Source organism: Acinetobacter sp. LT1 (assembly GCF_059800965.1).
This window is the reverse complement of record NZ_JBBAXE010000002.1, coordinates 157783-171658: the sequence shown is the minus strand read 5'-3', so window position 1 is coordinate 171658 and position 13876 is coordinate 157783. Positions and strand designations below refer to the sequence as shown.

Here is a 13876-nt window from a genome sequence, read left to right as displayed (position 1 = left end):
ATCTGTATTTATAAAATTTAAGCAACGTCTTTTTTTATATCTTATAATACATTTATCAATTTAGTTAAGTTCTACTTTAGATATAACAACCTCATAACCGCCTCTTATGGCGCAAGTCTGTAACACGTAGATGTAAATAACGCGACTCTGTTATTTAAACCATCTGTTATCACTATTTCATAATGAGCAAATTTTTTACTACTGCCGACCTTGGTTGCCGATGCAATTAACACCCTATCTTTCGCACCGCTCATATAACGAATATCAGCCTGTAAGCCAGTATATGGTGCATCCCCTGCATTACAAGCCATCGCAAAAGCAATATCGGCTAAAGAAAATATGACGCCACCATGCACGCCGCCTAAGGCATTCATGTGTTCGTCTTTTACATTAAGCTTGCAATGCGCTTCATCAAAACTGCGATGCAGCACTTGAACACCCAATAGCTCTGCGAATTGATCAACCGCAGTGGTTTCCATTTTTTGCACAAACGTCTCCCTACTCGTGCGAGTATTCCTTAAGTGTTATGAATCTATGTGTATTGAAATCGACTTGTTAAGAACCGTTAAACGCTATCTTGTTTAATCTGATAGTTTGAAGAACTAAAGTCCTTATAAGTCAGGCGGTCATCTGACTCTGAAGTTAAAGGCTGAACTTCTTGCATTGTGTTTAAGCAGCGCTGTGCAAGCTCAATGTATTCTTGCGTGCCTCTGGTTTTCCACTTTTTTTCTTGTTCTGATAAATCACGTGCAACCTTGGCAGGACTGCCCATTGCCAATACATTTGCCGGAATAACATCTTTGGTTTTGACCAAACTATTTGCGCCAATAATGGTGTTTTCACCAATTTCGGCATAGTCCAAAATTACGCTGTTCATGCCGACCAAAACATTTTTGCCAATGCGGCAACCATGCAAAATTGCCCCATGCCCAATGTGCCCCATTTCTTCAACTAAAGTCACGCTTTGCGGAAAACCATGTACGGTGCAGCTATCTTGTATATTGGCATTTTGCTTAATATGAATACGACCAAAATCGGCACGCAGTGAAGCAAATGGCCCTACATATACACCCGCTTCAATAATCACATCACCAATTAAAACAGCGGTTGGATGTACAAAAGCCTCTGGGCTAACCACTGGAATAACACCGTCAATACTATAACAAGGCATGATTTAACCTCTCATTTGTCGCCACCAAACCTCCGAAACGGCGCCAATAATGTGCTGTGGCATTTGGCATTGGCCCTTCTGCTGTTGCGGCAACAGACAAGAAGTATTCATCCGCAGGTTCAAATACTTTTTTATAAATATTCATTGATAACGTTCGTGCACTAATCGCGGGCCAGTCAGTTGGCAACAATTCAAGCGGTAATGCAGGGTCTTTTAATAAAATCCGTCGATAATAATGAATCAGCAAAGTTCGAATTTGAAAAGCCTGAACAGGTTCGAGTTGTTCGTTTTCTTGCATCAGCAACACGCCAATTTCTCTAAAAATATCGAGAAACTGTAGATATCTTTGGCGTAATTCATCGATGGGCCAGTTGGTTCTGAGCATACGGCCAATGGTATCGACCGAGTTATTAAAGAGCTGCAAGGTTTCGGCTTTAAACACCACCACTTGCTCACTCATATTTAAGTCAACCAATAAGCGTTGCAGTTCAATACGGTTACAACCCGGATAAGCCATTAAGTTTGTCGAAATATTGGCAAATCCTAACCATTCGAGTTCTTTCTTTAACAACGCTTTATTTTCAGTATCGAGGCTAGACATCAGAATAAGATCCCAATAATGGTCCCACTCTTTCATCTGGTCGTTATAAATGCGTTGCTCGGCCTGCAAATAAGTCGAACGGCTTGAATCGGTAATTCGATAAAAGCTGGTTCTGCCGATTTTGTCTGAGCATAACCAATCATTTTTAACTAAACGAAAAACAGAGGTTCTTACAGCGCGGTCATTAAAACCAAACAGCTCTAATAACTGAATCAGGCTTGCAAGACTAATGTTTCCACCCCGATGAAGTACTGAATCTCCAAAAATTGTCGAAATAAGCGAAGTTCCACTTAAGGTTTCATTCTTTACAACAGAATCAATTATTTGCTGTATTTTTGCACTCATACTCATGTCTTGGCGTTTAGTTTCAGGGTATAGATTCTATACCCTGAATGATCTTGATGTTAAGCAATCTGACGCATATCGATTACCCGCTTTGCCTTTCCTTCCGAACGAGGTAAGGTCGCTTCTGTCACAACTTCTACAGTAACACTAATCCCAATCATGGTTTTAATGCGTTTCATCAACTCCTGAGCAAGTTGATTGGCCTGTATAGTACAGTTATGACACATCTCTGTACGAATATGCAAAGTATCCATATGGCCTTTCTTAGTCACCAAAATTTCATAATTTGGAACTAAATGTGGAACTTGCAAAATTTGCTCTTCAATTTGGGTCGGGAAAACGTTCACACCGCGAATAATCAGCATGTCGTCGCTACGGCCCACAATTTTATCCATCTTACGCATTGCCAGATTTTCACCCGGTAGTAAGCGGGTCAAATCACGAGTACGGTAACGAATAATCGGTAAGCCTTCTTTGGTAATAGTCGTAAAGACTAACTCGCCAAGTTCGCCATCTTTACAGACTTCACCTGTTTCAGGGTTAATAATTTCTGGGTAGAAATGATCTTCCCAAATGGTTAATCCCTCGCCCTCACCTAAGCACTGCATCGCAACACCCGGTCCCATCACCTCAGACAAACCATAAATATCGAGTGCTTTAATATTGAGACGTTCTTCAATTTCACGGCGCAGTTCGTTGGTCCACGGCTCGGCACCAAAAATACCGACTTTTAAAGACGTATTACGTGCGGTACCAAATTGTTGCTCGAGCTTTTCAATAATGCTCACGCAATACGATGGCGTAACCATAATTGCAGTCGGTTTAAAGTCTTGAATAAGCTGAACTTGCTTTTCAGTTTGCCCGCCAGACATTGGAATAACCGTTGCACCTAAGCGCTCGGCACCATAATGTGCTCCTAGACCACCTGTAAATAGCCCATAGCCATAAGCCACCTGAACCATATCTTTCGCGGTTAAACCTGCCATGCGTAAGCAACGCGCAACAATGTCCGACCAAGTATTAATATCTTTTTGGGTGTAACCCACTACTGTCGGTTTACCCGTTGTACCTGATGATGCATGTAAACGCACAATTTGCTCTTGAGGTACGGCAAACATTCCAAAAGGATAGTTGTCTCTTAAATCCTGTTTGGTGGTAAATGGAAACTTTGCCAGATCGTCTAAAGTCACGAAGTCATCAGGATGTACACCCGCTTCATCGAACTTTTTCTTATAGACCGGACTATTTTCATATACAAAAGTCAGGGTTTGTTTTAACCGTTTAGTTTGCAGCTCTCTAAGCTCTGCAAGTGTTAATTGCTCAACATTATCCATTGTAAGGCTGTCCATCGCCTCTCTCCTCATTATGTAATTTTAAAAACCGTCTGAATTAATTTAAGTTTTCCAAAATCAGTGCGACACCTTGTCCAACACCTACACACATCGTGCAAAGTGCATAGCGTCCACCGCGTTTTTTTAGCTCACGTGTTGCCGTAATCACCAAACGTGTACCACTCATACCGAGCGGATGTCCGAGTGCAATCGCACCACCATTTGGGTTAACGCGTTCATCGTCATCTTTTAGACCGAGTTCACGCATACATGCTAAAGATTGGGCTGCGAATGCTTCATTCAGCTCAATCACATCCATCTGATCTAGCGTTAAACCTGTTTGCTTTAAAATTTTCTGCACAGCCGGAACAGGACCTATACCCATATATTTGGGTTCAACCCCTGCACTTGCAATGCCTATCACTCGCGCTAGAGGTTTTAAACCATGTGTATCTGCAAATGTGCGATTAGTAATTAACACACACGCGGCACCGTCATTTACACCAGAGGCATTTCCGGCAGTCACCGAACCGCCTTCTTTTTTAAATGGTGCTTTTAGTTTAGCGAGTGCTTCAAGTGTTGTTTCACGCGGATGTTCATCACGGTTCACCACAACTACGTTTTTCTTACGGTCTACAATCTCGACAGGCAAAATCTCATCGTTAAAGAAACCGTTTTGTTGTGCCGCAGCCGTTTTTTGTTGACTACGCAATGCAAACGCATCTTGGTCTTCACGACTAATCTGATATTTTTCAGCTACATTTTCGGCAGTTTCCGGCATGCTGTCGGTGCCGTATTGCGCTTTAAGTTGCTTATTTACAAAGCGCCAGCCAATGGTGGTGTCATAAATTTCAGGTGTACGGCTAAATGCTTCTGTTGGTTTAGCTTGTACAAATGGTGCACGGCTCATCGACTCAACACCACCTGCCAATACAAACTGCGCTTCACCTGCTTTGATTGAGCGTGCCGCAAGTCCTACCGCATCTAAGCCAGAAGCACATAAACGATTGACCGTCATGGCTGGCACTGTGTCAGGTAAGCCTGCTAACAGTGTTGCCATACGGGCAACGTTACGGTTGTCTTCACCTGCTTGGTTAGCACATCCTAAAAACACTTCGTCTACCTTATTCCACGGTAGGTTCGGGTGTTTATCTTTTAAATATTTGATGGGCAATGCAGCTAAATCATCTGCACGTACAGCACTTAGGGCACCTGCATATCGTCCAATTGGGGTACGAATAAAATCGCAAATTAAAACGTCTTCCATGTTGACTCCTGATTATGCAAATTCGGTCATATCACGTGAATATTGAGTAGCAATATTTTGAGTTTTCGCTACATATTGCTTGAGGTAGATACTCGCGCGATATTTTTCCTCTCCATACAGTGCATATAAGTTATTTAAGGTTTGGAGCACATAAGCACCGCCCATTTGTGTCAACCACTGGTAAGGACCTTTAGGATAATTCACTCCATATTTCATGGCATTATCAATATCTTCCAGACTCGCAACACCATGTAAACTTGCTTCACAGGCTTCATTAATGAGTAAAGCGATGGTGCGTAAGGTTAACAGTGCCGGATGGTCTTTAATCCACATCACGCTGATACCAAACTGTGCAAAGTAAGCCTCAACTTTAGCCAGATCACTTGCTTCACAAAGCTCGTTATGACTCAGTACTAAAGCCTCCGCCTGCTCAAAATCATGATGCCAATCCATTAAAACCACTTTACGGCTTAGGTAATGAATATTGGCTGACTCACCTTGGCTTAAACGCAAGTCGATATCATCAATTTGAAGGATATTGTCATCACTCGCAGATCCGCTTTTTAAACCTAAACGGGTTAAAAACGCAGGTAGCTGAGACCAAGTCCCTTTTAGCTGAATATGGGCATCAATTGGCTTGGCAACCACAGCTTGAGGCTGAAATGTCTCGTACTGATTTTTTTCGTTATAACTATAAAATCCCTGTTTTGACTTACGGCCCCAAGCACCTGCATCGACCAATTCTTTTTGAATGAGACTTGGACGGTAGCGTGGCTCGTAAAAAAACTCTTGGTAAACGCTTTGCGTCACCGAAAAGTTAACATCTTGACCAATAAGGTCGGTAAGTTCGCACGGCCCCATCGCAAAACCGCCACATTGCTTTAAGGCATAATCTAGCTGGTCATAGCTGGTGACTTGTTCTTGCAGTGCTCTAAAGCCTTCTGCATAAAACGGCCGTGCAATTCGGTTAACAATAAAACCGGGAGTCGACTTGGTGAGTACTGGAATTTTTTTCCAATTCAACATTAAGTTTTTTAGAGCCAAACATAAGCTGTTTGGTGTTTTTAAGCCTTGTACAATTTCGACCAATTTCATGACTGGCGCAGGGTTAAAAAAGTGTAAACCTACTACGCGCTCAGGATGAGCAATACCCGCCGCAATTGCAGTCACTGAAATTGAAGATGTGTTACTTGCAAAAATGGTTTGTGCACTACAAATTTCAGCAAGTTGCTTAAATAAAGACTGTTTAACTTCTTTTTTCTCAACAACTGCCTCAATGACTAAGTCAGCCTCACTTAAAGCTTCAATTTGATTGACCACCGTTAAACGCGCTAAAGCTTCATCCGCTTGCTGCTCTGTGAGCTTGCTCTTTTCAACCAGCTTTTTAAATGTCTGCCCTAAGCCGTGAACGGCTTGTTGCGCTTTTTGAGCGTCCAGATCATATAAAACGGTCGAATGCCCATTAACGATGGCTAACTGAGCAATGCCGATGCCCATGGTGCCAGAACCAATAACGGCAATTCGGGCACGAGATAAGTCTAAATCTGTCATGCTTAACGCCCTTTAAAATTTGGTTCACGTTTATTCATAAAGGCTTGTACACCTTCACGATAATCTTCAGAACGACCCGCAATACGTTGTAAATCACGCTCTAACAACATTTGCTCATCAAAAGTGTTGTTGCTTGATTGATGAATAGCTTTTTTAATAAGAGATAAGCCAAATGTAGGCTGTTTTGCTAAACGTTCAGCGAGTTCAGTCACTTTTGTTTTGAGTTCAGCATCTTCTACAACATCCCAAATCATGCCCCATTCTTTTGCGGTTTCTGCTGGGAGCTTGTCACCTAACAAAGCCAAACCCATCGCACGCGCATGGCCTACAGCACGTGGTAAAAACCATGTACCCGCAGAGTCTGGAACCAAACCTAAGCGGCAAAATGCTTGTACGAAGTTTGCCGATTTAGCTGCAATCACCAAGTCACATGCCAGTGCAATATTTGCCCCTGCACCTGCTGCCACACCATTTACCGCGCAAATGACAGGCTTTGGCATATTTACAATCGTTTTAATGAGCGGGTTATAGTAAGTTTCAATGGAATATCCTAAATCTGGAGCTTCAGCGTTTGGGTCAACTACACGGTCGCCTAAGTCTTGCCCTGCACAGAAGCCACGGCCTTCACCACTAATCACAACACAACGAACATCCGGATTTTTGGTCCACTGGTTTAAAACCTCAGCCACTTCACGGTGCATATCAACGTTAAAGCTATTCAGTGCTTTTGGGCGGTTAAATGTCAGGTAGCCAACACCATTTTTTTCTTCAGCAATAATATTTTGATAGTCCATCACTCACCTCTAAACACTGGCTTTCTTTTCTCAAAGAAAGCATTAATCCCTTCGTTTCGATCTTTTGTAGCCGCCAGCCAGACAAAGTTTTGACGTTCAAACTTGAGTCCCTGACTTAACGTTGTTTCATGAATACTTTTAATTGATTGTTTAATCACGCGAATCGCTAAAGGCGCTTGTTTGGCAATTTTGGTTGCAAGTTGAACCGCATATTCAACGGTTAATTCAGTCGGCACCACTTGGCTGCAAATGCCATGTTGCTCCGCCTGTTTTGCCGAAATCATTTCACCTGTCATGGCCCAGCGCATTGTGAGCTGTTGCCCAACCAAGCGCGCTAAACGCTGTGTTCCGCCTGCACCCGGCAACATTCCCAAAGTAATTTCAGGTAAAGCAAAGCGGGCATTTTCACCGCAAACGACCATATCCGAATGCAAAACCAACTCAAACCCAGCACCTAAGGCATAACCATTCACTGCGCTAATCAGTGGCTTACTAAACGCATCAATTTTTTGCCAAAGCTTCGGGCGAATATCGAGTTGCAAAGACACGGCGTCCATTGCAGCCAACTCGCTAAGATCTGCTCCAGCCGCAAAACACTGAGCGTTACCCGTTAAAACCACCGCTTTGACTTGAGCATTATGTTCAGCTTCTTCGAGCAACTCGCATAAACACTGCAATGTTGCATTGTTTAAAGCATTTCTTTTTTCTGGACGGTTTAGGGTTAATAACAAAACACCGTCAGCTGTTGTGCTGGCTTTGATCAACTCTTGCATGACAGCCTCTACTCATCAAAACTCAAACGAACATTTGAGCCTTTTGGTAAGGTTTGACAGCTCAGCACATAACCCTTTTCAACTTCATCTTCTTCAAGACTATAGTTAAGGAACATGTCGACTTCGCCAGAAAGCACCTTACAACGACAGGTCGCACACACCCCGCCTTTACAGGCATACGGTAAGTCAGCACCTGCACGTAAAGCCGCATCAAGAATACTTTCATCATCTTGAGCCACAGAAACAATCAGCTCACGGCCATCTAAAATGATGTTGACCTTTTCTTCTTTACGGTTTGCATCCGCTTCAACACTACGTTTACGCGCTTGTCCTGTATGGAAACGTTCGGTGTGAATGCGCTCTTTGGCAATACCAAAGTTCGGCAACGTGTTTTCTACGGCATTCATCATTTCGTCTGGGCCGCAGGCAAAAGCATGATCAAAATCTGTTTCAAGCACTTCAAAATCAAAAAGTTGCTTAAGCTTTTCTGCATCAATACGACCATTCATCAGTTCACTATCGTTGAACTCACGAGAAAAGATATTGATGAGCTGAAAGCGTTCTTTAAACTGATCTTTCAAATCCATAATTTGCTCGGCAAACATGGTTTGTTTCCATGAGCGATTGCCATAGAGCAAGGTAAATTTAGCTTCAGGTTGTTCAAACAAAACTTGCTTAACAATTGATAAAATCGGAGTAATACCACTGCCCGCAGCAACACCTAAATAGTTTTGTCCGCCGATCTTGGCTGCTTTTTGAAAAAACACACCTTGTGGTGGCATGACTTCAAGTACATCGCCCACTTTCAAATGGTCATTTGCCCAGTTTGAAAATTGCCCTTGATCAATTTTTTTAACCGCAATGCTGATGTCTTCTTTACCCGCATAGCTACAAATTGAATAACAACGGCGGATTTCACCAGCTTCAGTTAAGTGGCGAATGGTTAAGTGTTGACCCGGTTGAAATTGAAATTGTTCTTGTTGTTCAGGTACAACGTCAAATGCAATACAAATTGCCTGATCGGTTTGCGGCGTAATACTTTTTACTTTTAATGGTACAAATTGGCTCATGGCTGATTTCCTTATCTAAAGACTTAAATACATTTGAAGTAATCAAAAGGCTCAAGACAGTCCTGACATTTATAAAGTGCTTTACAGGCGGTAGAACTAAACTCTGTTAACAGTCGGGTATGTCGGCTTTTACAACGTGGGCACTCGACACCATCATTTAAATGAACGTGAGTTCCGCACTGATGCGCCAACCCTTCAGGTGGTGCAATGCCATAAACTTGCAGTTTCTTTTTCCCTGCTTCAGACATCCAGTCCGTGGTCCATGCTTCTGACAAATCGACCATCACTTTGACCGGTGTCAAAGCTTCTGCGGTAAATGCCTCAACAATTTGTGCTTTCAACATATCTGTTGCTGGGCAACCGCTATATGTCGGAGTTAGACGAACAATAATTTCTTGTTGATCGTTAATCTCTACACCGCGGATCATACCTAAATCGACAACCGATAAAACTGGAATTTCAGGGTCACTTACCGTTTGTAGAACATCCCAACATTGGTCGATGCAATGACGAATCATTTGCATGGCTCACCTCCTTGTCTTACCAGGTCATTCCCGGATAAGTTCTTTGAATACATTGCATTTCAGCCAACAAATAACCTAAATGCTCGGTATGCAATCCTTGTTTCGCACCACGGCGATAAGCACCGTTCACAGCAACATTTAATTCAAAACGCTTAAGCTCATCTGCAATGGTTTGGTTCCATTGTTCTTTTTCATTTGAAAAATCTGGAATCACACCTTCTGCAACTAATGCTTGTTCGTCTGCACTCAGTTCAAATAATTCAGCGGTAAAGCGCCATAAATTATTTAAACCTTCTTGCACACGTTGATGTGCTTCATCTGTGCTTAAACTTAAACGTTCCATCCAGCTTGTTGAAAAGCGGATGTGATACTTCACTTCTTTTAAAGATTTCACGGCAAGCGCACTTAATTCGGAAAGTGAGCTTTGCGCTAAAGCCGTAAATAAATGAAGATGGTAATGGTCCATTAACCATTGGCGTACTATCGTTTGTGCAAAGTCACCATTGGGTTGTTCACACAATAAGAGGTTTAAAAACTCACGTTCTGTACGGAAATACGCAAGCTGGTCTTCATCACGCTTAGCTTCATCATATTGACCAGCCAAAGTCAGAAAGTTTCTTGCTTGACCTAACAAGTCCAAGCCGATATTTGCTAAGGCAATATCAATTTCAAGCTCAGGTGCATGCCCGCACCATTCAGCCAAACGCTGAGATAAAACCAGTTGGCTATCGCCAATATGTAATAAGAATTTAGATAAAACTGAATGATTCATTTGCCATTCCCCTTACATGTGCTCAATGCCATCTGGGATATGGTAAAAAGTCGGATGACGATAAACCTTGTCTAAAGAAGGATCGAAAAATTCAGCTTTTTCATCTGGCTGTGATGACTTAATCAGTTCTGAACGAACCACCCAAATGCTAATTCCTTCATTACGACGCGTGTAAACATCACGAGCATGTTGCAGTGCAATTTCATCATCAGGTGCTCTTAAGCTGCCTACGTGACGGTGGCTTAAGCCTTGTTTACTACGTACAAATACTTCATAGAGCGACCAGTTGTTTTTATCTTCCATTTTGATTTCCTCAAATTTTTCCATAAATCTTGTTAAGCCACTTTGTTCGCTTCAAGCTGCTGTTTTTTCGCGTAGACCACTGCTGCATCACGAACCCATTTACCGTTTTCCCATGCTTTACGGCGAGCTTCGATACGCTCGTGATTACATGGTCCACGTCCAGCAATCACTTCATTAAATTCGTGCCAGTCAATCTCGCCAAACTCATAGTGACCTGTTTCTTCATTGAACTTTAAATCTGGGTCCGGTACTTCCAAGCCAAGTTGCAACACTTGCGGTACAGTGTTATCGACAAACTTTTGACGTAATTCATCGTTACTAAAGCGTTTGATTTTCCACGCCATGCTTTGCGCGCTGTTTGGAGAATGCTCATCACTTGGGCCAAACATCATCAGTGCTGGCCACCAGTAGCGATTTACTGCATCTTGTGCCATCTGCTTTTGTTCTGGTGTACCGTTTGCCAAAGCCATCATGGCTTCAAAACCTTGACGTTGGTGGAAACTTTCTTCTTTACAAATACGTACCATTGCACGTGCATATGGCCCATATGAAGTACGGCAAAGCGCAACTTGGTTCACAATGGCTGCCCCATCGACAAGCCATCCAATTGCAGCAACATCTGCCCAAGTCAAAGTTGGATAGTTAAAAATTGATGAGTATTTCATTTTCCCATCAATTAATTTTTCCATCATGTCATCACGGTCAGCACCTAAAGTTTCTGCCGCGCTATACAAATACAGACCATGACCCGCTTCATCTTGTACTTTCGCAAGCAAAACCGCTTTGCGTTTTAAAGTTGGCGCACGAGTAATCCAGTTTCCTTCAGGCAACATACCTACAATTTCAGAATGGCCATGTTGCCCGATTTGACGAATCAATGTTTTGCGGTAGGCATCAGGCATTTGATCCTTAGCCTCGATCGTAATTTCATTGGCAATATTTTGTTCAAATTTCTGGTAATTGTTTTCCATTCTTTCATTCCCTGTAGGTATCACCCTTAAATCTATTTTTCGATACACAAAAAACAAAGTCAACTAATTTTTTAGTATCAAATTAAATCTACAACAACAAACCAATACAAGATATTGAAATTTATATAACTAATTTAAATGTAAAAAACTTTTTTACTTTTAAAAATCAAAATAAAGTTGACTTTTATACAAATTAATCTGAAATTATGAATCATATTTTTGCAATTTTTATAATTGATGTATCAAATAAAAAAGGAGTTTGGTCATGCTTGAACAAGCACACCTAGAAGGAACCTCAACTGACACAGATTTTCAGCAGTCTGAGCATCAACTGTCTCATCTTGCTTCTTATGTCTATGGAACATGGCATTCGACGAGTGAAGAACTACGTCCTGTTTATCATGCTATTACAGGTGAACCGATTTATGCCGTAAGTAGTCATGGCATTGATATGAAACGTGTTGTTCAATATGCCAAACAAAATGGTTCAGAACTGGCTAACTGGACATTTCACCAACGTGCTAATGCGTTAAAACAAATTGCCCAACATTTACTTGAGCGTAAAGAAGAGTTCTACAAACTTGCTTATGCAACAGGTGCAACTCGTAAAGATGCATGGATTGATATTGAAGGCGGGATCCAGACATTATTTGCTTATTCGAGTCTGGTTCGCCGTGAACTCAATGACGAAAAAATTATTACTGAAGATAGCTGGATTCAATTATCTAAAAATGGCACTTTCGGCGCTAAACACATTTTAAGTCCTAAAGCAGGTGTTGCAGTTCACATTAATGCTTTTAACTTTCCAATTTGGGGAATGCTTGAAAAGATTGCACCGACGCTACTTGCTGGTGTGCCATGTATTGTTAAGCCTGCAACCGATGGTTCTCAATTAACTCAAGCGGTTGTAAAAGCTATTGAAGAAGCACATGTGTTACCAAAAGGCTCGCTCCAACTCATTTGCGGTCAGACTTATGACTTGTTCGACCACTTAGGTCCACAAGACTGCGTTACATTTACAGGTTCTGCTTATACAGGTCAAAAACTACGTAACCACCCTCACCTCAATAAATATTCGATTCCATTTAGCATGGAAGCCGACTCAGTCAACAGTGCAATTTTAAGCCCTGAGGCAAATGAAGAAACTGTCGATTTATTTGTGCGTGAAGTCTTCCGTGAAATGACCACAAAAGCAGGCCAAAAATGTACTGCAATTCGTCGTGCATTTGTTCCTGAAAACTTGTTAGCGACTGTGCAAGAAAAGCTAACTGCCAAACTTGCTAAAGTTGTGGTGGGCGACCCTCAAAAAGAAGAAACCACCATGGGTGCTTTAGCGAGCATTAAGCAAAAACATGACGTTGCAGAAAAAGTTGCCGAACTCAGCAAAGACGCAAAAATTGTTTTTGGTGGCAACGATAGTTTTACATTTAATGCAGACCATCCTGAAAAAGGTGCTTTTTTCGCTCCAACTTTATTGGTGTGCGAACAACCTTTACAAGCAACGAATGTTCATACCACAGAAGCTTTCGGTCCGGTATGTACACTCATGCCATATCAAAACATTGAAGAACTAGCTGATCTTGTTTCACGTGGTGAAGGTAGCCTAGTGGCTTCTGTCGTTAAAAATAACGATGAGAATATTGAACAGATTATTCAAAAAATTGCGCCTTGGCATGGCCGTGTGCATGTACTTGATGCAGAATCGGCAAAAGAAAGTACAGGTCATGGTTCGCCACTTCCGCATTTAGTACACGGCGGACCTGGTCGTGCAGGTGGTGGTGAAGAGTTAGGTGGTATTCGCGCCGTTAAACACTACATGCAGCGCACTGCAATTCAGGGTTCTCCAAATAGTCTGACACAAATTACCCACTCATGGACTGCTGGCTCAAAAGTTAATGAAGACCGTGTACATCCATTTAAAAAGTCTTTTGATGAGTTAGTGATTGGTGAACGTTTATTAACAGCGCGTCGTACAGTCACCGAAGCTGATATTGTCAATTTTGCTTGTTTAAGTGGTGACTACTTCTATGCGCATACCGACAAAATCGCCGCGGCCGAGTCTTTCTTTGGAGAGCGTGTGGCACATGGTTACTTCATTGTGTCTGCTGCAGCAGGTCTATTTGTAGATGCAGCACAAGGTCCTGTGATTGCCAACTACGGTATGGACAACTTACGTTTTGTTGAACCGGTTAAAATTGGTGACTCAATCCAGGTTGAACTCACCTGTAAGCAAAAAACACCTAAACCACAAAAAGACCCGTCTCAACCTGCTCATGGCGTTGTAGTGTGGGATATCAAAGTCAAAAACCAACGTGGTGAACTTGTCGCAACTTACGACATTTTAACCTTAGTTGCTCGCGAGGCTTAATGTTTAAATTGAGATGGGGTACCTCGTCCCCATCT

The 13876-nt window shown here is 42.1% G+C and carries 14 protein-coding genes; 1 reads left to right on the top strand and 13 read right to left on the bottom strand.

The window, feature by feature from the left end; all coding sequences use genetic code 11:
- Positions 1–104: 104 nt before the first annotated feature.
- The 13 genes from WBW42_RS02550 to paaA form a co-directional block, all read right to left on the bottom strand.
- Complete coding sequence (locus WBW42_RS02550; protein ID WP_032056474.1) at positions 105–488, bottom strand: PaaI family thioesterase; 384 nt, start codon at positions 486–488, stop codon at positions 105–107.
- 77 nt (positions 489–565) lie between these two features.
- The gene (locus tag WBW42_RS02545) at positions 566–1171 is read right to left on the bottom strand and encodes a DapH/DapD/GlmU-related protein (RefSeq protein ID WP_032056475.1); all 606 of its coding nucleotides are present in this window, start codon (positions 1169–1171) and stop codon (positions 566–568) included.
- Positions 1158–2123 carry a phenylacetic acid degradation operon negative regulatory protein PaaX gene (paaX, locus tag WBW42_RS02540; RefSeq protein ID WP_000062822.1) on the bottom strand — a complete coding sequence of 322 codons (966 nt, stop codon included), beginning with the start codon at positions 2121–2123 and terminating at the stop codon, positions 1158–1160. Before paaX ends, WBW42_RS02545 begins: the two co-directional genes overlap by 14 nt.
- A 53-nt stretch (positions 2124–2176) precedes the next feature.
- Positions 2177–3466: a phenylacetate--CoA ligase PaaK gene (gene paaK / locus WBW42_RS02535; RefSeq protein WP_000377856.1), complete on the bottom strand. Its 1290-nt coding sequence runs from the start codon at positions 3464–3466 to the stop codon at positions 2177–2179.
- A 40-nt stretch (positions 3467–3506) separates the two neighbouring features.
- Entirely contained in the window at positions 3507–4715 is a 1209-nt protein-coding gene (pcaF, locus tag WBW42_RS02530; RefSeq protein WP_032056476.1) for a 3-oxoadipyl-CoA thiolase, read from the bottom strand.
- Positions 4716–4727: 12 nt separating this feature from the next.
- Entirely contained in the window at positions 4728–6266 is a 1539-nt protein-coding gene (locus WBW42_RS02525; protein ID WP_032056477.1) for a 3-hydroxyacyl-CoA dehydrogenase, read from the bottom strand.
- 2 nt (positions 6267–6268) lie between these two features.
- Entirely contained in the window at positions 6269–7060 is a 792-nt protein-coding gene (gene paaG / locus WBW42_RS02520) for a 2-(1,2-epoxy-1,2-dihydrophenyl)acetyl-CoA isomerase PaaG (RefSeq protein WP_002046513.1), read from the bottom strand.
- Complete coding sequence (locus WBW42_RS02515; RefSeq protein ID WP_032056478.1) at positions 7060–7833, bottom strand: enoyl-CoA hydratase-related protein; 774 nt, start codon at positions 7831–7833, stop codon at positions 7060–7062. Before WBW42_RS02515 ends, paaG begins: the two co-directional genes overlap by 1 nt.
- Positions 7834–7841: 8 nt before the next feature.
- On the bottom strand, positions 7842–8903 hold the full coding sequence (paaE, locus tag WBW42_RS02510) for a 1,2-phenylacetyl-CoA epoxidase subunit PaaE (RefSeq protein WP_032056479.1): 1062 nt from the start codon (positions 8901–8903) through the stop codon (positions 7842–7844).
- A gap of 23 nt (positions 8904–8926) precedes the next feature.
- Entirely contained in the window at positions 8927–9427 is a 501-nt protein-coding gene (gene paaD, locus WBW42_RS02505) for a 1,2-phenylacetyl-CoA epoxidase subunit PaaD (protein ID WP_001177938.1), read from the bottom strand.
- Between the two features lie 16 nt (positions 9428–9443).
- Complete coding sequence (paaC, locus tag WBW42_RS02500) at positions 9444–10199, bottom strand: 1,2-phenylacetyl-CoA epoxidase subunit PaaC (RefSeq protein ID WP_032056480.1); 756 nt, start codon at positions 10197–10199, stop codon at positions 9444–9446.
- A gap of 12 nt (positions 10200–10211) precedes the next feature.
- A complete protein-coding gene (gene paaB, locus WBW42_RS02495; protein ID WP_000389648.1) occupies positions 10212–10502 on the bottom strand; it encodes a 1,2-phenylacetyl-CoA epoxidase subunit PaaB in 291 nt (96 codons plus the stop codon).
- A 32-nt stretch (positions 10503–10534) separates the two neighbouring features.
- A complete protein-coding gene (gene paaA, locus WBW42_RS02490; RefSeq protein WP_014206395.1) occupies positions 10535–11473 on the bottom strand; it encodes a 1,2-phenylacetyl-CoA epoxidase subunit PaaA in 939 nt (312 codons plus the stop codon).
- A gap of 265 nt (positions 11474–11738) precedes the next feature.
- Here paaA and paaZ point away from each other — a divergent pair, with 265 nt between their 5' ends.
- The gene (gene paaZ / locus WBW42_RS02485) at positions 11739–13841 is read left to right on the top strand and encodes a phenylacetic acid degradation bifunctional protein PaaZ (protein WP_032056481.1); all 2103 of its coding nucleotides are present in this window, start codon (positions 11739–11741) and stop codon (positions 13839–13841) included.
- Positions 13842–13876: the final 35 nt, after the last annotated feature.

Excerpts from the sequence above, each read along its gene's own strand:
- WBW42_RS02525 (WP_032056477.1), bottom strand. The coding sequence starts at position 6,266 with ATGACAGATTTAGACTTATCTCGTGCCCGAATTGCCGTTATTGGTTCT.
- paaE (WP_032056479.1), bottom strand. The coding sequence starts at position 8,903 with ATGAGCCAATTTGTACCATTAAAAGTAAAAAGTATTACGCCGCAAACC.
- pcaF (WP_032056476.1), bottom strand. The coding sequence starts at position 4,715 with ATGGAAGACGTTTTAATTTGCGATTTTATTCGTACCCCAATTGGACGA.
- paaX (WP_000062822.1), bottom strand. The coding sequence starts at position 2,123 with ATGAGTATGAGTGCAAAAATACAGCAAATAATTGATTCTGTTGTAAAG.
- paaB (WP_000389648.1), bottom strand. The coding sequence starts at position 10,502 with ATGGAAGATAAAAACAACTGGTCGCTCTATGAAGTATTTGTACGTAGT.
- paaK (WP_000377856.1), bottom strand. The coding sequence starts at position 3,466 with ATGGACAGCCTTACAATGGATAATGTTGAGCAATTAACACTTGCAGAG.
- WBW42_RS02515 (WP_032056478.1), bottom strand. The coding sequence starts at position 7,833 with ATGCAAGAGTTGATCAAAGCCAGCACAACAGCTGACGGTGTTTTGTTA.
- paaC (WP_032056480.1), bottom strand. The coding sequence starts at position 10,199 with ATGAATCATTCAGTTTTATCTAAATTCTTATTACATATTGGCGATAGC.
- paaZ (WP_032056481.1), top strand. The coding sequence starts at position 11,739 with ATGCTTGAACAAGCACACCTAGAAGGAACCTCAACTGACACAGATTTT.
- paaD (WP_001177938.1), bottom strand. The coding sequence starts at position 9,427 with ATGCAAATGATTCGTCATTGCATCGACCAATGTTGGGATGTTCTACAA.
- paaA (WP_014206395.1), bottom strand. The coding sequence starts at position 11,473 with ATGGAAAACAATTACCAGAAATTTGAACAAAATATTGCCAATGAAATT.
- paaG (WP_002046513.1), bottom strand. The coding sequence starts at position 7,060 with ATGGACTATCAAAATATTATTGCTGAAGAAAAAAATGGTGTTGGCTAC.
- WBW42_RS02545 (WP_032056475.1), bottom strand. The coding sequence starts at position 1,171 with ATGCCTTGTTATAGTATTGACGGTGTTATTCCAGTGGTTAGCCCAGAG.